At 52.3% G+C, this 26,101-nt stretch carries 25 protein-coding genes and 1 tRNA gene; 9 read left to right on the top strand and 17 right to left on the bottom strand.

The window, feature by feature from the left end; all coding sequences use genetic code 11:
- Position 1: 1 nt before the first annotated feature.
- From ACH50O_RS01430 to rlmE, 12 genes are all read right to left on the bottom strand, one after another.
- Positions 2-928 (bottom strand): hypothetical protein, encoded by a 927-nt coding sequence (locus ACH50O_RS01430; RefSeq protein ID WP_446810286.1) that lies wholly within the window; start codon positions 926-928, stop codon positions 2-4.
- On the bottom strand, positions 925-1,176 hold the full coding sequence (locus tag ACH50O_RS01425) for a hypothetical protein (RefSeq protein ID WP_446810285.1): 252 nt from the start codon (positions 1,174-1,176) through the stop codon (positions 925-927). Before ACH50O_RS01425 ends, ACH50O_RS01430 begins: the two co-directional genes overlap by 4 nt.
- Before the next feature lie 32 nt (positions 1,177-1,208).
- Entirely contained in the window at positions 1,209-1,463 is a 255-nt protein-coding gene (locus ACH50O_RS01420; protein ID WP_446810284.1) for a hypothetical protein, read from the bottom strand.
- Positions 1,456-1,734: a helix-turn-helix transcriptional regulator gene (locus tag ACH50O_RS01415; protein ID WP_446810283.1), complete on the bottom strand. Its 279-nt coding sequence runs from the start codon at positions 1,732-1,734 to the stop codon at positions 1,456-1,458. Before ACH50O_RS01415 ends, ACH50O_RS01420 begins: the two co-directional genes overlap by 8 nt.
- A 90-nt stretch (positions 1,735-1,824) precedes the next feature.
- A complete protein-coding gene (locus ACH50O_RS01410; RefSeq protein ID WP_446810282.1) occupies positions 1,825-2,475 on the bottom strand; it encodes a hypothetical protein in 651 nt (216 codons plus the stop codon).
- A 2-nt stretch (positions 2,476-2,477) separates the two neighbouring features.
- On the bottom strand, positions 2,478-3,734 hold the full coding sequence (locus ACH50O_RS01405; protein WP_446810281.1) for a tyrosine-type recombinase/integrase: 1,257 nt from the start codon (positions 3,732-3,734) through the stop codon (positions 2,478-2,480).
- 190 nt (positions 3,735-3,924) lie between these two features.
- Positions 3,925-4,009 (bottom strand) — tRNA-Leu (locus ACH50O_RS01400).
- Between the two features lie 16 nt (positions 4,010-4,025).
- Positions 4,026-4,427 (bottom strand): preprotein translocase subunit SecG, encoded by a 402-nt coding sequence (gene secG / locus ACH50O_RS01395; protein ID WP_446810280.1) that lies wholly within the window; start codon positions 4,425-4,427, stop codon positions 4,026-4,028.
- Between the two features lie 21 nt (positions 4,428-4,448).
- Positions 4,449-5,195: a triose-phosphate isomerase gene (tpiA, locus tag ACH50O_RS01390; RefSeq protein WP_446810279.1), complete on the bottom strand. Its 747-nt coding sequence runs from the start codon at positions 5,193-5,195 to the stop codon at positions 4,449-4,451.
- A 54-nt stretch (positions 5,196-5,249) separates the two neighbouring features.
- Positions 5,250-6,590 carry a phosphoglucosamine mutase gene (glmM, locus tag ACH50O_RS01385; protein WP_446810278.1) on the bottom strand — a complete coding sequence of 447 codons (1,341 nt, stop codon included), beginning with the start codon at positions 6,588-6,590 and terminating at the stop codon, positions 5,250-5,252.
- A gap of 72 nt (positions 6,591-6,662) precedes the next feature.
- The gene (ftsH, locus tag ACH50O_RS01380; protein ID WP_446812099.1) at positions 6,663-8,579 is read right to left on the bottom strand and encodes an ATP-dependent zinc metalloprotease FtsH; all 1,917 of its coding nucleotides are present in this window, start codon (positions 8,577-8,579) and stop codon (positions 6,663-6,665) included.
- A gap of 121 nt (positions 8,580-8,700) precedes the next feature.
- Positions 8,701-9,318, bottom strand: a complete 618-nt coding sequence (rlmE, locus tag ACH50O_RS01375; protein WP_446810277.1) for a 23S rRNA (uridine(2552)-2'-O)-methyltransferase RlmE — start codon at positions 9,316-9,318, stop codon at positions 8,701-8,703.
- A 50-nt stretch (positions 9,319-9,368) separates the two neighbouring features.
- Between rlmE and yhbY the strand changes: the two genes are divergently transcribed.
- Positions 9,369-9,635, top strand: coding sequence for a ribosome assembly RNA-binding protein YhbY (gene yhbY / locus ACH50O_RS01370; protein ID WP_446810276.1), 267 nt, complete (start codon positions 9,369-9,371; stop codon positions 9,633-9,635).
- 38 nt (positions 9,636-9,673) lie between these two features.
- Here yhbY and greA read toward each other — a convergent pair whose 3' ends face one another.
- The 4 genes from greA to ACH50O_RS01350 all read right to left on the bottom strand — a co-directional run bounded on the left by greA (position 9,674) and on the right by ACH50O_RS01350 (position 15,235).
- Complete coding sequence (gene greA, locus ACH50O_RS01365; RefSeq protein ID WP_446810275.1) at positions 9,674-10,150, bottom strand: transcription elongation factor GreA; 477 nt, start codon at positions 10,148-10,150, stop codon at positions 9,674-9,676.
- Between the two features lie 33 nt (positions 10,151-10,183).
- Positions 10,184-13,399 (bottom strand): carbamoyl-phosphate synthase large subunit, encoded by a 3,216-nt coding sequence (carB, locus tag ACH50O_RS01360; RefSeq protein WP_446810274.1) that lies wholly within the window; start codon positions 13,397-13,399, stop codon positions 10,184-10,186.
- A gap of 17 nt (positions 13,400-13,416) precedes the next feature.
- Positions 13,417-14,550, bottom strand: coding sequence for a glutamine-hydrolyzing carbamoyl-phosphate synthase small subunit (gene carA / locus ACH50O_RS01355; RefSeq protein ID WP_446810273.1), 1,134 nt, complete (start codon positions 14,548-14,550; stop codon positions 13,417-13,419).
- Positions 14,551-14,794: 244 nt separating this feature from the next.
- Positions 14,795-15,235 (bottom strand): Spy/CpxP family protein refolding chaperone, encoded by a 441-nt coding sequence (locus ACH50O_RS01350; protein ID WP_446810272.1) that lies wholly within the window; start codon positions 15,233-15,235, stop codon positions 14,795-14,797.
- Between the two features lie 179 nt (positions 15,236-15,414).
- On the opposite strand from ACH50O_RS01350, the gene ACH50O_RS01345 reads away from it, so the two are divergent.
- The 8 genes from ACH50O_RS01345 (at position 15,415) to ACH50O_RS01310 (ending at position 23,303) form a co-directional block, all read left to right on the top strand.
- Positions 15,415-16,098, top strand: coding sequence for a response regulator (locus ACH50O_RS01345; RefSeq protein ID WP_446810271.1), 684 nt, complete (start codon positions 15,415-15,417; stop codon positions 16,096-16,098).
- A gap of 1 nt (position 16,099) precedes the next feature.
- Positions 16,100-17,569, top strand: a complete 1,470-nt coding sequence (locus ACH50O_RS01340; RefSeq protein WP_446810270.1) for a sensor histidine kinase — start codon at positions 16,100-16,102, stop codon at positions 17,567-17,569.
- 9 nt (positions 17,570-17,578) lie between these two features.
- Entirely contained in the window at positions 17,579-17,980 is a 402-nt protein-coding gene (locus ACH50O_RS01335; protein WP_446810269.1) for a hypothetical protein, read from the top strand.
- 12 nt (positions 17,981-17,992) lie between these two features.
- Entirely contained in the window at positions 17,993-18,496 is a 504-nt protein-coding gene (locus ACH50O_RS01330) for a hypothetical protein (protein WP_446810268.1), read from the top strand.
- Between the two features lie 104 nt (positions 18,497-18,600).
- Positions 18,601-19,650, top strand: a complete 1,050-nt coding sequence (locus ACH50O_RS01325) for a threonine aldolase family protein (RefSeq protein ID WP_446810267.1) — start codon at positions 18,601-18,603, stop codon at positions 19,648-19,650.
- 52 nt (positions 19,651-19,702) lie between these two features.
- On the top strand, positions 19,703-20,662 hold the full coding sequence (locus ACH50O_RS01320) for a GNAT family N-acetyltransferase (RefSeq protein WP_446810266.1): 960 nt from the start codon (positions 19,703-19,705) through the stop codon (positions 20,660-20,662).
- Between the two features lie 494 nt (positions 20,663-21,156).
- Positions 21,157-21,453 (top strand): VOC family protein, encoded by a 297-nt coding sequence (locus ACH50O_RS01315; RefSeq protein WP_446810265.1) that lies wholly within the window; start codon positions 21,157-21,159, stop codon positions 21,451-21,453.
- 197 nt (positions 21,454-21,650) lie between these two features.
- Positions 21,651-23,303 carry an alpha-keto acid decarboxylase family protein gene (locus ACH50O_RS01310; RefSeq protein WP_446810264.1) on the top strand — a complete coding sequence of 551 codons (1,653 nt, stop codon included), beginning with the start codon at positions 21,651-21,653 and terminating at the stop codon, positions 23,301-23,303.
- A 60-nt stretch (positions 23,304-23,363) separates the two neighbouring features.
- Here the strand turns inward: ACH50O_RS01310 and ACH50O_RS01305 are convergent, their stop codons facing one another.
- Entirely contained in the window at positions 23,364-26,054 is a 2,691-nt protein-coding gene (locus ACH50O_RS01305; RefSeq protein WP_446812098.1) for an autotransporter domain-containing protein, read from the bottom strand.
- Positions 26,055-26,101 lie beyond the last annotated feature (47 nt).

The following is a 26,101-nucleotide window of genomic DNA, read 5'->3' as shown; positions in this document are numbered from 1 at the left end:
CTCACCATCCTTTGCGCCAAGTAGTAGTCGGCGTAGTCCTTATGGGGCTCTGGCGGAAACCAGACCGAGCCATCCACCAACGCCGCCGCCTCGTTGGCTTTCTCGATGCCGATTTCGTCGTTGTCGCCAACCACAATAATTTCGGCTTCCGGATGCAGTTCACGTATGACTTGCGCCACGGCCGGCAGATTGCCGGCAGAAAAGCACAATACACGCGGCGTTTGGTATCGGTATGCACCGCCGCTGCGTCGGCAAAGCCTTCGGTCAGGAAAACGGTAGGGCCGGGCGAACCGATCCGGCAATAACAGCCCGCGATCTCGGCACCAAACAGAAAGGTTTTATCTCGGCCCAACAGCGCCGGCGCTTCGTCGAAGATGGTTTGCACGTTGCGCAACCGGCCGACCTTATTCCAGACCGGCACCAGCAACGTTTTGGAAACCGTCAGGCGCCGAACCTCGCCATCCAGGCAACGAACGCGCCTGTCGAAGCGGGCCAGCCTGGCGCAGTAAGCGGAAGGCAATTGCTTTCGCGTCAGGTATCCGGTCGGCTCAAATGGCCAAGGTTTAGCGCCCCAGAACTGCCGCTCCGCGACATTGGCTTTCCGGTCATGCTGTGCGGACAGTTCTGCGGCCCGTTGCCGGCGCTCGTCCTCGATCCTGGCCAGATCTTCCGATGAATCAGAATCCAGACCCTTGCCGTTCAAAAACCGCATCGCTTTAACACCGGATTTGTAATTGAATGCTTGGACGCGCTGACCGTCTATTGTGATCTGAATCGCGCCGTCGCGGTTTCCGGATGATCGCGCATCGATCACCGGGACGCGGTGAAACCGATTGTCATGCGGTACCCGTTTCCAGGTAATACCAACCTCGCCGCAAGCCTCGACCGCCGCATCTTCTATCGATGGATAACGCTCGGGCCGCTTCATAAATCACCACCGGCATTGAAGGGAGTTGAATTTAGACGTGCGACCAATGCATCAATCTGTTCAAACGTTAGCGGCTTGCCGGTGGGACGGGCCACCCGAACCGCATCGGGATTGGTTGGCACCGAAGGTTCGAGCAAAATCCGTTGTAAACCGTATGCCGAAACATCAATTTTTCCAGCGGCAAATGCATCAATAACCGCTAACGCCAAGCCAAGGTTGGCAGCGTGAATACTTGCCAGCGATTTCATTTCGCCGGCCGGCCTTGGGAATATCGTTTGCGCTACCACGATCCACCCCCATCCCGCGCAAATCCGCCATCGTCGCGGCTTAACGTTTCCAAAATTCGATTAAACTGTATCGAAGAAACAGCCAAGTCATAATCGCGAGGCGCCATGATTTTCACAGCGTCGGCGAGTGGGATCGTGCCAACGGAATCAATAACTCTGAGAAAGCCACGTGCGGAAACATCTAATCCTTCCACCTCAAACGCCTTGAGAATCCTCAAAGCAAAATCCAATTTGTGTGAATTAACCATTGGAGCCACCCCCCAAGCTTTCGAGCAACGCCCGAATATCGGCGACAGGCCAAACACGACAACGAGCGGTAAGCAACTTACCTGCCGGATATTTGCCTTCTTTGATGCCGTTCAGAAAGCTGTTTTTCGATATGCCCAGCACCGCCAGGATCGAAGGCAATCTTACGAAGCCTTCAGCTGGCAACGGTGCAGGGGTGTAGGTGATTTTGTTCCGCTGTTTGCGGTTGATTTTGGTTGTGGCGCTTTGCGCGCATGCGGTTTTCGGTGCCATTGCTAAGCCTCCTTTGGGCTTTATTGAACAACTGGCGCCTATTTTTTAAGATTGGTATTTGTCTACATAAGGCTGGAAAATTACCCCACCTTATAATCTATTGATTGCATTGCGGAAAATGTCGTAAATATGAGAATGTGATGAACCGGGCCTGGAGATTCCAGCGCGGGTAAAAATATCGGCTGCCCATTTCATAAAAGGCGTTTCCTTATCGCCCCATTTAACAACACTTGGCTTCTTGCGATGCTTTCCTTGCCAATACCTAGCCAACACTAATGCGAACTCAACATCACGATTGAATGTCTTTGGACGCCCAACTTTGGCGGGAATTGTTGGGATAGCTATTTCTATGAATTTCCTAATCAAAATCGGGGCATGATCCTCTACATCAAGCCAATCAGGGATAAGCTCGATCGCGCCAAAATGTTGTTTCCAGTATAAATAAGCACCGGTGACCAAACGCACTCTCGTTACATCATCGATCTTTCGAACTGCCAAAAGCAGCTTTTCGTCGTCTAGTTTTGCAAGTGCATTTAATGTGTAGCGCACATCCTGTTGAGTTGGCATTAATTCTATTAGGTAGCGCCAGGCCCTTTCCCCTTGGACAATTTCGGCCAGGTCTGGATCAATATCACGGTCAGAAGGTTTTGCTTCCTCGCCAACCCAGTGAGCAAAAACCGGAAATCGTTCTTTACGAATTCCGCCTTTGCCATCGCTAAATGTATTTTTTGGTCTCGGCATTGTTAAGCATTAACACGTTTAAACGATATCACTTCCACCCCAGCCTTCAAGCCGTCCAAATAGTCGGCCCAGCTCTGCATCATCCGCCTGCGCTCGTCCAGATATTGCGCACGGTTATAAGCCGCCCGGACCTGATCCCTGGGCGCGTGGGCTAATTGCCGCTCGATTGCGTCCGGACTCCAGCCCTGTTCGTTGAGTAGGGTTGATGCTGTGGTTCTAAAGCCGTGCGCGGTCATCACGTCGGAATCATAGCCAAGCGACTTGAGCGCAGTCCGGATAGTGTTATCCGACATTGGCCGACCATCGCCCCGACTGGACGGAAAAACGTACTGCCCGCGGCCTGTTAGCGGTTGAACAGCCTCCAATATGGCGACGGCTTGCGTTGATAACGGCACAATGTGATGAAAATCTGTTTTCGATACATAAGGCCGCCACTCCCTCGCCGCTAGATCAACATCAGCCCAAAGCATTTGCCGGATTTCGCCGGGTCGTTGAAACAGTAGCGGTGACAGTCTGAACGCCGATTGCACAACAAAGGTACCCTGATAGTTGCTTATATCCCTGAGCAGTTGCGCAACTTGTTTTGGGTCAATAATCGCGGCCCGATGCTTTACCTTTTGCGCCGGGATCTGTTTGGCGACCGGCTGAGCAGGATCGTAGTCGGTGAAGTTATGGACAATGGCATAGGCAAAGACAGAACTAATTTCGGCATGGAGCCGATGAGCTGTTTCAAGTTGTTGTTTATCAATCATGGGCTTTAAGACCGCAAGAATATCGGAAGACTTGATTTCCTTGACCGGCTTATCTCCCAGCGTTGGAAAAGCTAAGCGCTCGATGCGGCTGGTTTTCTTGGTGTGGGTTTTGGTGCCGGTCAGATGCTCAATTGACGCCAGCCATTGACGGGTAACATCGGCAAAACTATTGAGAATGGGCAAGCCTTCGCTTTTTCGCTCTTCGTTTAGCCTGACCAACTGTTTAGCTTCTTTCGACTCTTTGCGCGATTCGCTGGGATCGTTGCCGGCGGCTACCGTGGCGCGCGCCTCAGCAGCCCTAGCACGAGCATCGGACAAACTCACAGCAGGATAAACGCCAACGGATAAGGTCTTGCGCCTGCCGTCTACGCTGTAGTCAAACCGCCACCATTTCGAACCGTTCGGCTTAACCAGCAAATACAGGCCTTCGCCATCGTTGAGCCGTTTGTCTTTCGCCTCAGCCTTAGCGGTGCGAATAGAAATATCTTTAAGTATATGTTTTGCCATGCAAAAACACCTCAATCAGCAGTAACTTTGCAGTAACTTTTTGCCCCTGTTAGAGCGTTACTGTAAAAGTTACTGCAAAAAATGCAAGCTGTTACTGCATTTCGTTGCACTTCGCTGGACAATAAAAAACCCGCTAAGCCAGATAACTTGCGGGTTTTTGTACTTCTTTGCACTCTATTGAATGCTCAAATGGTACCGACGGGCGGACTTGAACCGCCACGACTTGCGTCACCACCCCCTCAAGATGGCGTGTCTACCAATTTCACCACGTCGGCTTTACTTATTAACGCTTTATTGCGCTGCCGGCTTTTCGACTTCTTTGATAACCGGCGCGTCAGGTAACTTAGCATCCTGAATCGGCAAACTGCCGTCTGCAGGAATACCTTGAGTTAACGGTACATCAGATTTCACAGGCTCGACAGCAGGCATCGAATCCAATATCACATCGGCTTTTTTGCCTTGATAACCGCTTAATACAGCCAAGCCTAAGCTGGTGATAAAAAACAAGGTAGCAAATATAGCAGTGGTTCTGGATAAAAATGAGGCAGAACCTTGAGCGCCGAATACCGAACCGGATGCGCCACCACCGAAAGTCGCGCCGGCATCGGCGCCTTTTCCTTGTTGCATCAGGACCAAGCCGACGATGCCTATGCCCAGGAAGATATGAATAATTATTATAATTTGGTACAACATAAAGACCTTAATCGGATGAAACTAAACCGAATGGCAAATTTGCAGGAAGCCTTTTGCATCCAGCGATGCACCACCCACCAAACCACCATCAATGTCCGGCATCGCAAACAAGCCCTTTGCATTATCTGGCTTGACGCTACCGCCGTATAAAATTTGTACTTTTTCCGCGATTACCGGATTTCTATCGGCAATCCGTTGACGAATGTACTTGTGTACTTCTTGTGCTTGTTCATCGGTCGCCACTTTACCGGTTCCAATAGCCCAAACCGGTTCGTAGGCAATTACTGCGGTTTCAAACGCTTCGACGCCCGCAGCGGCAATCACTGCGTCCAATTGCTCGTCAACGACTTGAAATGTTCTATCTTGTTCGCGCTCTTCCAGTGTTTCGCCTACGCACAGCACAGGTACTACGCCTTTGCTCAAGGCTTGGCAAAAACGTTTGGCAACCGATTCATTGGTATCGCCGTAATAGCTGCGACGCTCGGAGTGGCCGACCAATGCATATTTGCAGCCGACTTCGCTCAGCATTGCCGCCGATATTTCGCCAGTGTATGCACCGGAAGCCTGATCGGCAACGTTTTGCGCACCCAGAGCGATAGGCGATGCTGCAAGGACGTTACGAATATCTGACAAATAGACGAATGGTACGCAAACCGCAACTTCTTGCTCAACGCTACCAAGACCATCGGCTAAAACTTGAGCAAGTTTTTGCCCATCTTCCCGAGAGCCGTTCATTTTCCAGTTACCCATAATTAAAGACCGACGCATTACGTCCTCCGAGCTAAATAAGACCGCATATCATATCGACTTAGACCCATTAGTTCAAGCCGGAATCGCTTTCTTGACATCAGCCGCTAGTTGATTGGCAAACCTGTTCACGTCGTCGTCGTCAACCCCTTCCACCATGACTCTGATTAAGGGCTCGGTGCCGGAGGACCTGAGTAATACCCTGCCTTTGTCGCCCAATTTTTTCTCTACCGCTTCGACGGCTTTTTTGATGCTATCGATCTCTTCTATTTTGACTTTTTTATCGGTTTTGACGTTAACCAGCACCTGAGGATATTTGCTCATACCGGATTTAAGCTCGTTCAGACTTTTGCCGGTACGTTGCATTTCCGCCAACACTTGCAAAGCGGAAACGATTCCATCCCCGGTAGTCGTTTTATCCAAACAAATGATATGACCGGATCCTTCGCCACCCAACATGCCTTTGTGTTCGGACAACATTTCCATTACATAACGGTCTCCAACTTTGGCGCGCAGTAAAGGTACACCCAAAGCTTTTAATGCATGCTCCATACCCAAATTTGACATTAAAGTACCCACTACCGGGCCGAACAATCTACCTTCATCTAGGCGAGATTTAGCAATGATGTAAATCAACTCGTCGCCATCGACAATTTCGCCTTTGTGATCGACCATAATAATCCGGTCGCCGTCGCCGTCCAACGCTATGCCCAGATCGGCACGAAACTCGAGCACTTTAGCGGCCAGATTCTCCGGTTTGGTCGCCCCGCATTCGTCGTTGATATTCAAACCATCCGGTTCAGCACCAATCGTAACCACCTCGGCACCGACTTCGCTGAATACATGCGGCGCAATATGGTAAGTCGCGCCGTTGGCGCAATCGATGACGATCCGCATACCTTTAAAGTCCAATTGCGGTGGCACGGTTGCTTTACAAAATTCAATGTAGCGGCCGGCGGCATCGCTCACCCGTTTGGCTTTACCCAGTTTTGCCGATTCGACCGTAGTCATTGGTGTATCCAGATACTGTTCAATCTGGTGTTCTACGTCGTCTGGCAATTTGGCGCCGTCCACGGAAAAAAACTTGATACCGTTGTCGTAATATGGATTGTGAGAAGCACTGATTACGATACCGGCTTTGGCTCGTAGGGTTCGAGTCAAGTATGCGATACCTGGGGTAGGCATAGGTCCCAACAAGCGGGTATCCACACCAGCCGCCGACAAACCCGCTTCAAGCGCTGATTCGAACATATAGCCGGAAATCCTCGTGTCTTTGCCCAACAATACAAAGCCACTACCTTCCTTGGCAAACACTCTGCCCGTCGCCCAGCCCAGCTTCAGCATAAAGTCCGCAGTAATGGGGTATTCGCCAACTTTGCCGCGAATACCGTCGGTGCCAAAATATTTTTTTGCCATGCTCAAAACTCTCTAAACTAAATCCCAAAAAAAAGAGAGGCCGGAGCCTCTCTCGCTTTTGCCGTTATAGCATCAGCCTTGCTCGGCCGCGCCTCCGATCGATGGGTCGGTATCTTTTTGATCCCAATGATCGCTTTTGATACCGCCGCTGGAAGACGGGGTGTCGTCCCAACCTTTTGGCTCTCTCACCGGCTTTCTTTCCATCAAATCATCGATTTGATATTTATCGATGGTTTCGTATTTCATCAAGGCATCTGCCATTGCATGCAGAATGTCTTCGTTTTCTTTCAGTATCGTTTCCGCTCTCTCATAATTTCTATCAATGATAGACCGGATTTCTTCATCTATGGTATGCGAAGTCTCTTCAGCAACCGATTTATGCTGTGTAACGGAACGACCCAAGAAAATCTCGCCCTCTTCTTCGCTGTAGGCCAATGGTCCAAGACGTTGCGACAAACCCCATTTGGTGACCATGTTTCTGGCCAACTCGGTAGCACGTTCGATGTCGTTGGAAGCACCGGTGGAAACTTGTTCCCAGCCGAAAATCAATTCCTCGGCAATCCGGCCGCCGTATAGGCTGGAAATCATGCTGTCCAGTTTACGTTTGCTAGCGCTGTATTGATCGCGTTCAGGCAAAAACATTGTTACACCCAACGCACGGCCACGCGGCATGATGCTGACTTTGTAGACAGGATCGTGCTCAGGCACCAAGCGACCAACGATGGCATGACCAGCTTCGTGATAGGCGGTCATTTTCTTTTCTTTCTCGTCCATCACCATGGAGCGTCTTTCCGCACCCATGATCAGTTTGTCCTTGGCTTTTTCCAAGTCCACCATGCTGACCAAACGCTTGTTAAAACGCGCGGCGAACAAGGCAGCCTCGTTAACCAAATTAGCTAAATCCGCACCGGAGAATCCTGGCGTACCTTGCGCGATATACTTGATTTTGACATCGTCCGCCGCGGGCACTTTTTTCAGATGCACGTTAAGAATCTGCTCACGACCTCTGACATCAGGCAGTCCCACTACCACTTGACGATCGAAACGACCTGGACGCAACAACGCCTTATCCAGCACATCGGAACGGTTGGTTGCCGCGATAACAATAATGCCCTCGTGACCTTCGAAGCCGTCCATCTCAACCAACAACTGGTTCAGGGTTTGTTCGCGTTCGTCATTACCACCGCCTAAGCCGGCGCCACGCGAACGACCCACTGCGTCGATCTCATCGATAAAGATGATGCAAGGAGCATGTTTTTTAGCTTGTTCGAACATGTCACGCACCCTTGAGGCACCGACACCGACGAACATTTCCACGAAGTCCGAACCGGAAATGGTGAAAAACGGCACTTTCGCTTCGCCGGCGATCGCTCTAGCCAACAAGGTTTTACCGGTACCTGGAGGACCGACCATCAAGGCACCGCGCGGCACTTTGCCGCCGAGTTTTTGGTATTTCGCCGGGTCTTTAAGAAAGTCGACCATTTCCTCGACTTCTTCCTTGGCCTCGTCGCACCCGGCCACATCGGCGAAAGTCACCTTGTTTTGGTCTTGATCCAGCATCCGCGCCTTGCTTTTACCAAAGCCCATCGCGCCGCCACGGCCACCAACGCCGCCGCCTTGCATCTGCCGCATAAAGAATACCCAAACCGCGATCAGCAACAAAATCGGGCCGAATGACACGAATATTTGCATCAGCATCGAAGGCTCTTCCGGCGGCTGAACGGATATTTCAACACCGTTCGCCAACAGATCGTCGATCAAATGCGGATCGTTAGGCATATAGGTCTTAAACTTATCGCCGGATACCATTTTGCCTTTCACAGTATTATCGGAGATCGCAACCTGCTGAACTTGTCCAGCTTTCACAGCGTCGATCAATTGCGAATACGAAAAAGTCGCATCGCTACGAATCGCCCGCGATCCGAAACTGTTGAATACAGCCATCAACACCACGGCGATGACCACCCACAAAATTAAATTTTTAATCATATCGCTCAAGTTACGCGCTCCGGCCTGGATTGGCCCCAATATTTAAAAACCGAGTAATTGTATCAGCACTACTCGCATCTCACCGCCCATCATAGCCCTATGAACAGCGACTTTCGCACATTTATTTAAAACCTTTCGCCAAAATATACACTTCGTTACTTCTGGGCCGTGAAGCTTTGGGCTTTCTAATCACGACACTGCTGAATTGCTGACGGATTTGATTATAGTATTCATCGAAACCGGCCCCCTGGAACATCTTGATTAAAAACGTACCGCCCTGAGCCAGAATGTGTTGCGCGGCATCCAATGCCAACTCTCCCAAGTAAATCGCCCGCGGCTGATCCATTTCCCGGCTACCACTCATATTGGGGGCCATGTCCGACAATAACAAGTGAACAGGTTCGCCATCAAGCACTTTATAGAGTTGCTCAAGCACTTCGTCTTCCCTGAAGTCACCTTGAATAAAGTCCACGCCGTCAATAGGATCGATAGCCAGCAAATCCAGCGCAATCACTTTATTTTTTTTGCCGACGATTTTGCTGACATATTCCGACCAACCGCCCGGTGCGGCGCCTAGGTCAACTATATTAATACCAGGTTTTATGATTTTGTCTTTTTCTTGAATCTCTATCAGTTTGAATACTGCCCGGGATCGGTAGCCCAAGGCCTGAGCCTTCTTGACATATTCGTCCTGGAAATGTTCCTGCATCCACTGTTGGCTACTTTTGCTGCGTGCCATATTTTCTATTCGTGTAAAATTGCGGGGTTTTTAAAGTTTAAGGAAACAGAGTGAATCCTATTCAAAAGAAAAAGCTGAAAGCTCAAGCTCACCCGCTGAATCCGGTGGTGATTATCGGCCAAGCCGGCTTGACTGAAGCCGTTATCAAGGAAATTAACGTGGCGTTGGACGCTCACGAGCTAATCAAAGTCAAAATTCGCGCGGAAAGAGACGAGCGCACGACCATTAGAGAACAAATCTGTGCGCAAACCAAGGCCGAATTAGTACAATCCATCGGTCAAGTCGCGGTTATTTATCGTTTGAATCCAAAAAAATAAAACCAATGGGGAGGCGTTTCCTCCCCATTTATAGCAGATTAGATATATTTAACCGAGATTATCTCGTACTCGATATCGCCGCCCGGCGCTTTTACAGTTACGACATCTTCGGTTTCCTTGCCGATTAATGCCCTGGCGATCGGCGATCCCACCGAAATCCGCCCTTCCTTGATATTGGCTTCATCCTCGCCAACGATTTGATACGTCACCGTCTTGCCAGAATCGAGATCTTCGATTTCCACCGTCGCTCCGAACACGACCTTGCCGTTAGCTTCGGTTTTTGTGACATCAATGATATTGGCATTGGACAACTTGCCTTCAATCTCAGCGATCCGGCCCTCGGCAAAACTTTGCTGTTCCCGCGCCGCATGGTATTCGGCATTTTCCTTTAAATCGCCGTGTGCGCGCGCTTCGGAGATAGCCTGAATGATGCGTGGTCTGACCACGGTTTTCAGTTCCTCCAGTTCGGCGCGCAATTTATTGGCCCCGACCACTGTCAATGGAAATTTTTGCATTTACTGCTCCCCTCTTGAATTCAACTTCATCCGTTAAAATGTTTTATGCAAGTCCTGCAGACAATTAACATCGCCCGCATCGAGTTCGCCCAAGGCATAGCAGGCCGCGCGCGCACCCGCCATCGTCGTGTAGTAGGTAACCTTGCGCTGCAAGGCTTCGCGGCGCATCGTAAACGAATCAGCCACGGCTTTAACACCCTCGGTGGTATTGACGATTAACTGCACCTCACCATTTTTAATCATATCGACGGTATTAGGCCGACCTTCGTTGACCTTGAAGATTTCCTTGCACGGAATACCAGCTTCTTTTAATACTCGGGCCGTGCCACGCGTCGCAACGATCTCGTAATTTTTGTCAATCAGCATTTTGGCCAATTCCGGCAACTTAGGTTTATCGGCATCGCGAATACTGATCAACACTTTGCCGCTATGACTTAAATCCACACCCGAGGCACGTTGCGATTTGGCGAACGCTTCGCCAAAAGTCTTACCCACCCCCATCACCTCACCGGTCGATTTCATTTCCGGTCCCAACAACGGATCGACGCCGGGGAATTTAATGAATGGGAACACCGCTTCTTTCACCGAGAAATACTCGGGGATGCGTTCCTCGGTAATGCCCTGCTCTTTCAAGGATTTACCGACCATCACCCGCGCGGCGATTTTTGCCAACGGATAACCGGTGGCTTTGGATACAAACGGCGCGGTACGCGAGGCACGCGGATTCACTTCCAGCACATAAATGGTTTCGCCTTGGATCGCAAACTGGGTGTTCATCAAACCGCGCACACCGAGGGCTTCGGCCATTTTCGCAACTTGCGCCCGCAGTTGATCCTGCATGTGCGCGGGCAAATCGTAGGGCGGCAAGGAACACGCCGAATCGCCTGAATGAACGCCGGCTTGCTCGATATGTTCCATTAAGCCGCCGATCAGCACGGTCTCACCGTCGTAAATCGCATCGACATCCATCTCGACTGCATCGTCCAGAAAGCGGTCCAGCAACACCGGCGAATCGTTGGACACGCTGACCGCTTCTTTCATGTAGCGGCGCAGACCCTCCTCGTTGAACACGATTTCCATCGCCCGGCCGCCCAAAACATAGGATGGACGTACAACCAGCGGATAACCCAATTCACGGGCGGAATTAACGGCTTGCTCGACCGAACGCGCGGTGGCGTTAGGTGGTTGCAACAGATTCAGACGCTCCAACAATTTTTGGAAGCGCTCGCGGTCTTCAGCCAAGTCTATCGAATCCGGCGAAGTACCGATGATAGGCGCACCAGCCGCTTCCAAGGCCCGCGCCAGTTTCAACGGCGTTTGCCCTCCGTATTGCACGATCACACCCTTAGGCTTTTCCAGTTCGATGATTTCCAGCACGTCTTCCAGGGTCAACGGCTCGAAATACAAACGATCGGAAGTGTCGAAATCGGTGGAAACGGTTTCCGGGTTACAGTTGACCATGATGGTTTCGTAGCCATCTTCGCGCAGAGCCAAGGCGGCATGCACACAGCAATAATCAAATTCAATACCCTGCCCAATCCGATTCGGACCGCCGCCGAGAATGATGATTTTTTCTTTATTGGACGGATTGGCTTCGCATTCCTGTTCGTAAGTCGAATACAGATAAGCGGTATCGGACGCAAACTCAGCCGCGCAAGAATCGATACGCTTGTAAACGGGGCGCACGCCTTTTTTGTGGCGCACGCTGCGCACTTCCGACTCCTTAGTTTCCAGCAGTTTCGCCAGGCGTCTATCGGAGAAACCTTTGCGCTTCAGGCGCAATAATTCTCCCGGCTCCAGCGTTGCTAAAGTTTTGGTGGCCAAGGTTTTTTCGGTATTAATCAAATCCTCGACCTGCGCCAGGAACCATGGATCGATCTTACAGGCCTGATGAATGTCGGCAAAACTCAAGCCGCTGCGAAACGCATCGGCCAGATACCATAAACGTTCAGGACCGGGATAACGCAACTCCCTAAGTATAATATCCTCGCTGTTAGCATCGCTCAGATCGGCAATTTCATCCAGACCGTCGACGCCCACTTCCAGGCCGCGCAAGGCTTTTTGCAAAGATTCCTGGAAGGTGCGGCCAATCGCCATCACCTCGCCGACCGACTTCATTTGCGTGGTCAGCCTATCGTTGGCTTGCGGGAATTTTTCGAAGGCAAAACGCGGCACCTTGGTGACCACATAATCGATGGACGGCTCGAACGAAGCTGGTGTGGCACCGCCGGTGATTTCGTTGCGTAACTCATCCAGCGTATAGCCCACCGCCAATTTGGCCGCTACCTTGGCAATCGGAAAGCCGGTGGCTTTGGAAGCCAATGCCGACGAGCGCGATACCCTGGGGTTCATCTCGATAACGATCAACCTGCCGGTGTCGGGATTGATGGCAAACTGCACATTGGAACCGCCGGTATCGACGCCAATTTCCCGCAATACCGCCAAGGAGGCGTTCCGCAGGATTTGATATTCCTTATCGGTCAGGGTTTGCGCCGGGGCCACGGTAATCGAGTCACCGGTATGTACGCCCATTGGGTCGAAGTTTTCGATCGAGCAAATAATGATGCAGTTATCTTTCGAGTCGCGCACCACTTCCATTTCGAACTCTTTCCAGCCCAAAATCGATTCTTCGATCAACAATTCGCTGGTCGGCGACAGATAAAGGCCACGCTCGCAAATTTCGATGAACTCTTCGCGGTTGTAGGCAATACCGCCGCCACTGCCACCCATCGTGAACGACGGGCGGACTACCGTGGGATAACCGACTTCTTCTTGTGCTGCAAACGCTTCTTCCATGTTATGAGCGATTTTGGCTCTGGACACTTCCAGGCCGATGCGCGCCATTGCTTCATTGAACAGCGCGCGATCCTCGGCCATATTGATAGCTTCCTTGGTCGCGCCTATCATTTCCACGTCGTATTTTGCCAGTACGCCGTGCTTGTCCAGCGCCAGCGCGCAGTTCAGCGCGGTCTGACCGCCCATGGTTGGTAGCACCGCGTCTGGACGTTCTTTTTCGATGATTTTTTCGACGGTTTGCCAGTCGATAGGCTCGATGTAAATCGCATCGGCCATGTCCGGGTCGGTCATGATCGTCGCCGGATTGGAGTTGACCAGAATCACCCGGTAACCCTCTTCCCGCAAGGCTTTGCAAGCTTGGGTACCGGAATAATCAAACTCGCAGGCCTGACCGATGACGATAGGTCCGGCGCCCAGTAATAAAATCGATTTTATGTCGGTTCTTTTTGGCATATCACTCTGTATAAAACTTAAGCGGAACGAGGCTGGTTCATCAAATCGATGAAATCGTCGAACAAGGACTCGACATCGTGCGGACCGGGGCTGGCTTCGGGGTGTCCCTGAAAGCTGAAGGCCGGCACGTCAGTGCGGGCAATACCCTGCAAACTACCGTCGAACAGCGACACATAGGTTGCCTTTAAATTGGCCGGCAAGGATTCCGGACTAGCCGCAAAACCATGATTTTGGCTGCTGATCATCACCCGACCGGTCGCCAGTTCCTGTACCGGATGATTGGCACCGTGATGGCCGAATTTCATTTTTTCGGTTTTCGCGCCGCTGGCCAAAGCCAATAACTGGTGCCCCAGACAAATGCCGAACACCGGAATTTTTCGTTCCAGGATGGTTTTGATCGCCTCGATGGCATAAGTACAAGGCTCCGGATCGCCGGGGCCATTGGAGAGAAACACGCCATCGGGATTCATTGCCAACACCGTTTCGGCTGGCGTAGTGGCCGGCACCACCGTCACCCGGCAACCGCGATTAGCCAGCAAACGCAAGATATTGCGCTTGATGCCAAAATCGTAAGCCACTACATGTTTAGTCAGATTTGGCGCTGGCGCATGACCTTCGCCCAGTTTCCAAACGTTTTCGGTCCATTCGTAGCTGGCGGCCGTCGTCACTTCCTTTGCCAGATCCATGCCTTGTAAACCGGGGAAACTTTCGATGGCCTGTGTCGCGGCATCCAAATCCACTGTCTCGCCGGCCATGATGCAGCCGCGTTGCGCGCCTTTGTCGCGCAGCAAACGCGTCAGTTTGCGGGTATCGATATCTGCTATCGCCACCACTTGGTGTTCGCGCAGATATTCCGGCAAGGTTTTCTCGATACGCCAACTGCTGGCCAACAAGGGCAAGTCGCGTATTACCAAGCCACTGGCAAACACTTTTTCCGACTCGTCATCTTCGCTGTTGGTACCGACATTACCGATATGCGGATAGGTTAATGTGACGATTTGCCGCGCGTATGACGGGTCGCTGAGGATTTCCTGATAGCCGGTCAATGCCGTGTTAAAAACCACTTCTCCCACGGAACAGCCGTCGGCACCGATCGAAATGCCGTGAAACACCGTCCCGTCTTCTAGTACCAGTAATGCAGGTTTGTTCAAGATTGGCCACCTTAGATGTAGAAAACGGGATAAGTCTTGCGACTCATCCCGTTCCTGATAGATAAAAACAGAGGCGATTTTACGAAATTATGGCTGTTTGGTCATTAACAATTTTCTAAGTTGGTGCATCGCGCCGCCTCTGTTCGATTTCAAACGCACTGTATTTATTGCTAATTTCGCTTTAGCCGGGCGATCCGGACGCCAACAGCCATTGCACCGGGCTATGCAAGGACAACAGATTCATTCAGTGTTCGAATTTGCCGATTTCAGCTTTCAATTGTGCTTGTTGCGGCGCCGTCAGCAACAAGAAAATCGCATTATCGATCTTGGACTTTTCCAACGCCAGTTGCTGGTGAATCGCTACCGATTTCTCGAGTAGCGCCTTAGCTTTGGCTTCATTGTAGTCGGCGGAAAAACTTAAGGCATGCAGTTCCGCTCTAAGCGCGTGATCTTCATCGAAACGAGAACGGCTGTCACCGAATTCGGCTTTCAAAAGACCCTTGATATCCGCTTCCTGCTTATCGCTAAGTTCCAGCTTTTTTAGATAGGGCGGCAACTGCATTTCGCCATGGCCTTCGCCAAACGCATGCATCGGCGGCTTTCCACCACCGCAGTGTTCGTCATGCCCGGGTCTGGCCGCGACTGCGAAGGGTAACAAACTAAGTATCAACACTAATTTTTTCATAACAGTTCCTCAAACAGGCAATTTAAAGTAACGACAAAAATTTCTGAATTTCGTCGTGCTCAGTATTTCAAATCGGAGGTTAAGTGCTGTTATTGCTTTGTAAATTCAGGTAAATCCGACTGGTTAGCGTCGTCCGCCGCGACTATGATGAGTACCGGACAGGATAACGAGCGACGAATATGAACAAAGTTTTAATTATCGACGACGACATAGAGCTAGCCGGACTATTTCAGGAGTATCTGCAACAGGAAGGTTTTGCGGTCGATGTCGCCCATACCGGCTCCGCCGGTTTACAAAATGCCCTGTCCGGCGATTATCGGCTGGTCATTCTGGACATTATGTTGCCGGATATTAAGGGTACCGAGATATTGGCCCGGATCCGCCTGGAAAGCCGTATTCCGGTGCTGATGTTTACCGCCAAGGGCGATGATGTGGATCGGATTATAGGCCTGGAATCGGGCGCCGACGATTACGTCCCCAAACCCTGTACACCCAGAGAATTGGTAGCGAGGATACGGGCAATTCTGCGGCGGACACTGCCTGCCGATACGCATTTAACAGGCCCGATTACGGCCGGCCCGTTGAAAATATGGCCGGAAAAACGCAAAGCGGTCTGGTTTGAGCAAAACCTGGAACTAACCAGTACCGAATTCAATCTACTGGAAACTTTGGCCCATCAGGTCGGCCGCATCGTCAGTAAAAACGAATTGTCGGAAAAAGCGCTGGGCCGGCCGCTGGCACGATTCGATAGAAGTATTGACGTACATATGAGCAGCATCCGCCAAAAACTCGGCAACCAACAGGACGGCCGCTCTTACATCCAGACGGTGCGGGGTCAAGGTTACCAATTTATCAAGGAATAAGATGGGCCGACTGTTTTGGAAGTTTTTCTTTGCCTTCTGGCTGGCCCTGTTAACTGCGGGCATCGGCGTGGGTTCCGCCGTCTGGCTCAGACACACAGCGCAACAAATCCAGACCAACAATCAAGCCGATGTCATCGATATTAGACGCGCGTCGCTGGTTAAATTGGCGGCCAGCACTTTGCCGCATGGCGGCATCGACGGCCTGCGCGACTTCATCGAAACCCTGCATAACACCCGCTTCCCACCGATTTATGCAGTCGACGATATGGATCGAGAGTTACTAAACCGAGCCTTGCCGCCGGAGATTCTGCAACAGGCACGCGCGCTATTTTTGCAAGGCGCCTATCCCGACGCCATTAAGATGATATCGGCCGACGACGGTCATCGCTATTTATTGTTCGTCCCTTTGCCCGAACATGGCTTTACCGAAATATTTACGCCGCCAATCCCCAGAATCGACTCACCGCCATTCGGTTTCGCCGACCATCCACCTCCCGACAACCGGCCTCCTCCGCCCGACCGAGAAAACCACGGCCCACCGCAACGCCATGTGCCACCACCATCGCCGATTTTGCCTATAGTATCGGGCTGCTTAGCCAGTTTGTTGTTCAGCGCGTTGTTGGCGTGGTATTTCTCGAAGCCGATCCGCAGTTTGCGCGACGCTTTTAGCGCGATCGCCCAAGGCCGGTTGGATACGCGAATTGGTAATGCAATGGGCAGACGCGGCGACGAATTAAGCGATCTCGGCCGGGATTTCGATCATATGGCCCGGCAAATATGCTCGCTGGTCAATGCCCAACAGCACTTGCTGCACGATGTATCCCACGAATTACGCTCGCCATTGGCCCGCATTCAGGCCGCTATCGGTCTGGCCCAACAACAACCGGACAAATTGCCGGCGACGCTGGAACGTATCGAACGCGAATCACAACGCATCAGCGACTTGGTCGGCGAGCTGTTGATGCTCTCCAAACTGGAGGCAGGCGTTTCGCCGGGCAAAATCGAAACCATAGATATTGGCGAACTGCTGGCCGACATTGTCGAGGATGTGCGCTTCGAGGCGGAGCAAAACCGTATTGAACTTTTCTACCACTGCCAACTCGACGCCTTCGTGGAAGGCCAAAGCGAGTTATTGCATCGCGCTATCGAAAACGTGCTACGTAACGCGGTACAACACTGTAAAACCGGTGGCACCGTATCAGTGGCAGCCACTTTTGATGCCGATAATCGCCACTTAAGTATAAAGGTGGACGATGATGGACCGGGGGTACCCGATCAGGATTTGGCGGCAATTTTTCAGCCGTTTTTCCGTAGCGGCCAACAACAAAAGCCTCACAGTACCGGACTGGGACTTACCATCGCGCATAGGGCCATTGAGGCACACGGAGGCTGTATCGTCGCCGGTAACCGGCCGGAAGGCGGTTTGCGGGTCGCGATCGAAATTCCGTTTCCTACTCGACATACAAACTAGAGGCACATTATGTTTAAACTCAAACACTGGATAGCATTCCCGTTGGTGGTTTTATTGTCGGCGTGGACTTTTAACGCGGCTGCCGGCCCGCACCATCACGGCGGCGGTCACTTTGGCGGCCATTTTTATCCGCGCTTCGGTTTATACCTGGGAGCGCCGCTGTTTCCACGGCCTTACTATCCGGCATACCCGTATTACCCTTACTACCCACGCTACGGATATTACCCGCCGGAAATCGTGACGGTACCGGCGCAACCGCCGATCTACATCGAGCGCGAGCGCGACGTGCCGCAGAGCAATCCATTACCGGAGGGATATTGGTATTACTGTAACGACCCGGCCGGCTATTATCCTTACGTCAATCAATGTCCGGGCGGCTGGCAACAAGTCGAACCGACTCCACAGAATTAACAGGACGCCGCCATGTTAAAGAACACCTTATTTGCCGGTATCTGCACAGTACTGGTTTTTACCGGCTGCGCAAATCTGCCTTCCGGCCCCAGTGTCATGGCATTGCCGGGAACCGGCCTGTCATTCGAACAATTTCGGCAGGACGATGTTCTTTGTCAACAATACGCAGCCAGTCAATTAGGCACCACGCCGAATCAAGCCGGCGCGGATAGCCAGCTCGGTAGCGCGGTGGCCGGCACGGCGGTCGGTGCCGCAGCCGGTGCTGCGCTAGGCGGTGGAGGCGGAGCGGCCATCGGTGCGGGTACCGGCTTGGTTGCCGGCAGCGGCGAATCCGGGCGCTCCGGTTACGCTACGCAACAAGGTTACGACCATGCCTACGTGCAATGCATGTACAGCAAGGGCCATCGCGTACCGGTGTCCGGACAATTTACCTACCAATCCGCCCCGACCGGCACCCCAACCGCACGCATTCCACCTCCTCCACCCGGTTCTCCACCACCTCCACCCCATCAATAAGTCAAAAGCCGCCATTGTCTGCGCCTGCCGATGGCGGCTGTTAAACTAGGCTGAAACCGCCTATCGCTCGCTCATGTTCAACCATTACACTCAGACCATCCGCCATGAATTTTGCATCCGATAATTGGGCAGGCGCGCACCCGGCCATTTCGCAGCGCCTGCTGGAAGCCTCCGCCGGATTTGCCACACCTTACGGCAGCAGCGAGATCGACCTTACAATCGAGCAGCAATTTAATGCCTTGTTCGAACGCGAGGTAGCGGTTTATTTCGTCAGCACCGGCACCGCGGCGAATTCTCTGGCCTTGGCCGCCGTTAACCGGCCGGGCGGCGTGTCTTTTTGTCACCGCGAAGCGCACATGCTGGAAGACGAATGCGGCGCGCCGGAATTTTTTACTCATGGTGCGCGTCTGGCGCCGGTTGATGGCGACAATGGTAAAATCGATCCCGACAATCTCAGAGCCGAAATCGAACGTTTTCCGCCGAATTTTGTGCATGCCGGGCAGCCGATGGGCATTTCAATTACGCAGGCCACGGAAATCGGCACACTTTATCGGCCCGATGAAATCGCAACGATTGCGCAAATAGCCCGGACTTACGGCTTGCCCCTGCACATGGATGGCGCGCGTTTCGCCAATGCTCTTGCCGCCTTGCAACTAAGCCCCGCCGAAATGACCTGGAAACTGGGTGTGGATATTGTCTCCTTCGGTGCCACTAAAAACGGTTGCTGGTGTGCGGAAGCCTTGGTATTTATGAACCCGGCTTTAGCCAAAGACTTGCCGTTTATCCGCAAACGCGCTGCGCAGCTGCTCTCCAAGAGCCGATTTATCGCTTGCCAATTCGACGCTTACTTACAAGACGGCCTGTGGCTGGAGTTGGCTCGTCACGCCAACGCGATGGCCGAACGCTTGCAGAATGGCATCGGCAACTCCAAGCAGGCCAGATTGGCCTGGCCCGCCGAAGCCAATGAAGTATTTTGTATTTTGGATAAAACCCTTGCTGACCGGCTTCGGAAACAAGGCGCGGTTTTTTATCCTTGGAATCCGCCGCGCGCCAAACCCCAGCTGCTGGCTGAAAATGAGTTGTTGGCGCGTTTGGTGACCAGTTTTGCCACGGAAGCCGAACAAGTGGACCGTTTTCTTCAGCTTTTAGGGTAGCGGCGATTTTATGGGACAATCGAAACTCAATCGTTCTTTCAAAAATTGAGCCATGAGCATACCCAGTTTTTACCTAGAACCGGCCAACTTTCAGGTTGATTTTGAGGATATCCGCCACGTACGCGAGGCGGTATTCGTAATCGAACAACAAATACCGCCCGATATTGAATTCGACGAGCTTGATCAGTACTGCCATCACTTTATCGTGCGCGATGCGAATTATTTAGCTGTCGGCACGGGCCGCTTGTCGCCGGAAGGAAAAATCGGCCGCATGGCGGTTCTGCAACAATGGAGGAACCAAGGGATAGGCAGATCATTACTACTCGCCTTGCTGGAAAAAGCCCGTGGCCTGGGACTGACAACCGCCTTCGCAAACGCCCAGATCGGCGCTTTGGGTTTTTACGAAAAATTTGGATTTATCCAGGAAGGCGACACTTTTGACGAAGCCGGCATTCCACATCGGACGATGCGGCTACAACTCGAACCGCTAGCGCAGATACCTCGCGCCGCGCCGAGACCCCGGGAAACCTCGGTGGACGCTGCGCGAATAGATACTCTGGAATCCGCACTTAGCGCCACGCTGCTTCTAATTAGCCAAGCGCGTCGTCAGCTCTACATCTACAGCCGCGATCTGGAATACGCCCTGTATGGACAAAACGAGTTGGTCGAAGCACTGAAACAGTTTGCACTCCGCGATCGTAACGGCGGGGTGCAAATTCTGCTTCAAGACCCGGCAAACGTGCGCAATCAACAACATCCGCTGATAGATTTGGCGCAAAGACTACCGTCATATTTTCTGATCCGTACCCCGGAACAAGCCGAGGATCTTCAATATCTTTCAGCTTTTGTCGCCAATGATGTCGATGGCTATTTGTTTCGTCTGCTTGGCGACCGTTACGAAGGCCATTGGAGTCCAAACTCTCCGGCACGGAACCGGCAATTGTGCGAGGAATTTGAGCGCGTCTGGCAGCGTGCGCGCCCTTGTACGGAATTTCGCGCCTTGGGATTGTAATTTTGGCGGGCGCTAATAATCTCGCCAAACTTCGAAACCAAAACTGCGAAATAGGATGTTTGTGCCGGCCAAACCCGGCAAAGTTCCCTGGCAGCGCGCATAAAAAAGCCCACCTAAAGTGGGCTCCGTCCAGTTTGTTTAATTATTATTGATTGGACGCCTACTATCAGAGATAGCAGGTTAATAACTAGCGTTTATTATTATTGATTTACCGCATTAGCGGTCGCTTTCCTCCCCCGAAGATACGATCCTGACCCGTCGTATTGACCTAAGTCAAGGTGGGCGCATTCTAGTGAATAAAAATTATAATGTCCAGAAAAAGTGTGACAATTTGTCGCATATTTTATTTATGGACATTATCGATCAGCTAGTACCCTACAAATTCATGGGTTGTAGCGGGATATGTGTAAATCGTTCCGCAAAATCCGGGTAGACTGACAGCAGCAATCACCACAGACTGGTCGTACGCAATCGAAGCATTTGGAGTTGGGAGCATGGACACAATTCATCATATTGCTATTCAGGTGGATAATATTCCAGACACGCTGGAGTGGTACAAAAACCAGTACGACGTAAAAGTCGTATATGCCGACGAAACTTGGGCATTGATCCAATTTAGCAATGTCGCGCTGGCCTTGGTGTTACCCAACCAACATCCACCGCATTTCGCCATTACCTCGAATCACGCCGAGCGCTACGGCCCGTTAAAAACTCATAGAGACGGTACTGCCTCGGTTTACATCCAAGACCCGGCCGGCAACAACATTGAAATGATTCGGCTACCTAAGTAGCTGGAGCATTCGGCACGAGCCAGCCTGTGGTCACCAGAGAAAAGGCGCCCACTTCCAAGTATCCGGGTTGACTTTTCAGCGGGTGCTTATCAATATGAATAGCGCCAAGCCTCAGGAAAGGATACTCAGGTATTTCACAGGGCGGTCGCACTGTTGTTTGTGTTAACTCAATTCTCTACGGCGGTTCACTAAATATCATGAGCACTGCGAAATTCGACACATTAGGGCAATACCTTCTGAAGCGCCTCCATGGTGCCGGCGTTGAACATATTTTCGGCGTACCTGGGGATTACGTTCTTGGCTTTTACGATCTGATGGTGAAAAGCCAAGTGCGGCACATCGGCACCACCCGGGAAGATTCAGCGGCCTTCGCCGCCGACGGTTACGCGCGCTGCCGGGGTATAGGCGCCTTGGCGGTAACTTACGGTGTTGGCGCCTTGAACACAGTGAATGCCATCGCCGGCGCCTATGCAGAATCCTCCCCGGTAGTGCTTATCAGCGGCGCACCGGGCGTGAGCGAGCAAAAAACCGATCCCTTGCTGCATCATCGCTTCGGTCCGTTTACCTTCCAACGCGAAATTTTTGAGCGCATAACCTGCGCATCCGTGGTACTCAACGATCCGGTAATTGCCTTCCGGCAAATTGACCATGCCATCGAAGCCGCACGGCGTTTTTGTAAACCGGTCTACATTGAAATCCCCCGCGACCTGGTGCTGGCCGAAGGCTATCCGATGCCGACCGAGACCGTGGAAAAATTTGTCAGCGATCCGGTCGCGTTATCCGAAGCCGTCGCGGAGGCGCTAGAGCTGTTGGCCAAAGCGGTTTCGCCGATGATAGTGGCTGGCGTGGAGTTACATCGGCGCGGTTTACAAACCACCTTGGCCGACTTTGTCGAACGCGCCGGCTTGCCGGTTGTAGCGACATTAACCGGCAAGTCGGTGATGGCCGAGCGGCATCCCGCCTATTTGGGTATTTACGAAGGCGCGATGAGTGCCGAAGCTGTGCGCAATACAGTCGAACAATCCGATTTATTGCTGATGCTGGGCGTGACCTTGAATGAAATAGACACCGGCATCTATACGGCAAAGCTGGACCCGCATTTGACGATACGCGCCGCGCTGAACGAAGTGGTGATCAGCGCACACCGTTATCCGGGCGTGGCGCTGGATGACTTCCTCAACTCGTTGGCCGGCAAAATCCGCACTGCGGACACCAAATATCCTGCTGCGCCAACAAACGCCGCGCCGTTTGTATTTCCCGAAGCGAACCGGCCGATTACCACCACCCGCTTGGTCGAGCGTCTGAATCAAGCACTGAGCCACGACATGATTGTGGTATGCGATGTCGGCGACTGCCTGTTTGCGGCTATCGACTTACGCGTACATGAGCAAAGCGAATTTCTGGCCTCCGGTTTTTATACCACCATGGGTTTTGCGGTTCCGGCCGCACTCGGCGCGCAAATTGCCCGTCCCGACCGCCGCACCCTTATTCTAGTCGGGGACGGCGCGTTTCAAATGACTGGCACCGAACTGTCCACCCACGCCCGGCTGGGGCTGAATCCGATCGTGGTGGTGTTTAACAATCGCGGTTACAGTACCGAGCGTTGTATTCTGGAAGGCCCTTTCAACGACATCAATCTATGGCGTTTCGACCGGCTGGGAGAAGTGTTTGGGCCATTGATGGGCTATGAAGCCGATTCGGAGCAGGCATTCGAAACGGCGCTGTTGAGTTCATTGAATAATTGGGACATGCCCAGCATTATTAACGTGCATCTTGCCGCAGACGATTCTTCCTCGGCGATGAAACGTCTGGCCGAGCACTTACAGTCCAAGATCAAAGGCAGCGGCTAGCAGCAAACATACGCCTTGCCCCAAAGGGATTACCGCCCGGCCAAGGTTTCGGAAAAATAATCAGAACGTCATGCGCAATCCCGCTTCCAGGATGTGATCGGCAATATTGGCTTGACCCAGGCGGGTTTCGTAACGCACGAAGCCGGAACCGCCGTTGGCCAGAGTCGCGCTGACCGAACCGCCGAGGTTGAAGTAATCCCTATCCGGATCGCCGGTCTGAATCACGAAATTGCCCTGTCCCGGCGCCGCCTCGGCTAAACGCATTTGAATCAGACGATTGTCGTTGAGGTATTGATGCTCCCATTCCATGCGCACGGCCGGCGTGATCACTCCCCATGGCGTGCTGAGCGCGTAGCTGACTTGGGTGCCGAGATTGCTAAGGAAAGAATGATTGATTTGCTCGCCGGTTATGATATCGAAACCATTACCGCTATGTTCCCGGTATTCGGCGATGTTCATGCCGAGATATTCCATGCGCAGATAAGGTCCGATCACCCATTCCCGCCAATTCAAATCCTTACCGCCGCTCAAGGCAAAACCGTATTGATTGCCGGTAGTAGCCGAGCTGGATTGGCCGGCGAAACCGGAATAGGCGTATTGGCGATTAAATGCGTATTGATTGCCGCCGTAATTACCTACCCAATCCAGATAAATATCGTGGGGCAGATAATAGCTGCCGTAAATCGCGCCCAGATAGGTGTCGCTATTCATGGAGCCCGCGGTATCGGCATATTGCGTCGCCGAATGCGTATAGTTAAAGGCCATGCCGGCGACCAATTTATCACTTAAACGATAATCGGCACCGGCGGTAACGGTGCGGGCCTGCGAATCGAACCCCCGATCCCACGGGGTGCCTTGCATATTGGCAAAATTGAACCGGGTTTGAATAAACAAGCCTAGTGGAGAATCGCGGAATAGTGCCTCATCATCGCCTGCGGCACCGCCTATGCCTCGAGATCCCAATTTGTTGGTGGACAATTGCATACCGTTAAAATTAACCGACAACGGCGCACTGCCGCCGCTGCCGCGTAAACTGGCCAAACGGGCAAGCGGGCCATCCAACCGCGTTGCGCTCAATTTTACAGGGCCGGCCATTTGCCCCGGCACTTGGTCGGGTGTCAACGCCGCCACAGCAGTTTTTTGTTGTTCGGGACTGAGTGCCTCAAGTTGCAGGCAGCGGGCAAGCAGAATACCGCTAGGTGCGGCGCAGGCTTCATTCAAGGCCGGGGCAAAACTCTGCTGATTAAAGGTTAACTCCTTATCCTCGGTAGTCCTGTTATCAAAAGGCTGTGCGCTCCATGGCGCCAATTGCCCCGTGCCGCTGCCAAAGCCTCTCAGCGTACCCAGCAGATACTGATTTTCGGGCAAGGTCGGGTCGATATAGATGTTGTAATTGCTATTAATGTTACTTAATTGGCTGACACCGTCCGGCAAAATGAGCTTACTGGCATACAACGCAGCCCCAGGCGTATCGTTAGCATCGACCAAGCTCAAGCCGTTGCCGGACGCCAGGGTCACGGAACCCCAGGCAAAATTGTTGACGGCAGCCGTCGTAGTCTGCCCTTGGTCACTTCCCTGCAAGCCCATCATGTGCTGAGTGGCATTGGGCCCACTGAATATCAAGTCGGCATTCGCGGTGTTCCACAAGGTGTTTTGGGTGCTGGCGTTATTGAAATCGCCGGTCACAATGAAAGTATCGCCGGCACCGCCCACCAAATAACCATCGGATGTTATCGACAGATTATTAAACTGGTTAACAGAGGGATCGCTCTCGTAGCGACCGTTATTAGTGAAATTGCCGGTAAATGCCACCGAGGTGTCGACGGCTCTGAAAACGCCGTCGTTCGTGACATCACCGTCAATTTGATGTACGCCGGCACCGAAAATATTCACCTGGCCCTGACTGCTATTGTAGAAAGTTCCCGAACCCGTTATCCGGCTGGTATCCGCCAAATTGATCTGACCGGTATTGCTGATGCTCCCACTATTGTTCAGTATCCCGTAATTAGTGAAAGCGCCCTGGTTGTTAATCTGCCCTGCATTGTCGATTACCCCCTGATTGCTAACACTACCGTTGTTCGAAAAAACACCACTGCTATGGCTTAGATTGGCGTTGTCATTAATCAACACCCCGTCATTGCTGAAATTGCCGCCGGTGGCGTAATAAAAGCCGGGAGCCGTGCTGAAGCTGTCGTTAACCGTCAGCGGATTCGGGCTGAGAGCGATGGGGACAACCGTCACTTGAAATGGCGCGAATCCGGGGTTTGCATTCTGATCCTTGCCAAACTCACCTCCTACGTTAGGTTGGTAAAAATAGTTCAAGGTGGAACCAAGACCGATGAAATAACTGCCGGGAACTTTGGGGGCATTGAGTTGAATCTGGAACGATCCGCTCTGACTGCCAAAACCGGGGCCTATCCCTCCGGAATAAAACCCCGCCGACCCGGCCTGGGCCGGCGCAATCCAGGCGCCATAAAGTTGGATCACGCAGCCAGGGCAATAGCTGGTATTGCCTTCCTGAATACTGTAACTGCCTGCCAGATTTACGCTGGAACCCGAATCCACCGTAGCCGAATTGCCGGTAAAACTGCCGCTGCCCACGCCGGTAAATGCAGGTTGCGTAATGCCGATATTGCGCCCGATCACCGACCACGACACATCGCTCGACAGCGTATCGGCCGAAACTGCGTCCGCTATGCAGACCGTCAACAGAACGCAGAGTTTTATCCGTAACGGAGCTATCAGTGTCATCACGCTGGTATTTGTCGAATTCTGGAACGATGAAAATTTAAGTCAAA

Source organism: Methylomonas sp. 2BW1-5-20 (assembly GCF_052474515.1).
The sequence above is the reverse complement of the archived record's forward strand: the minus strand, read 5'-3'. Positions and strand labels throughout refer to the sequence as shown.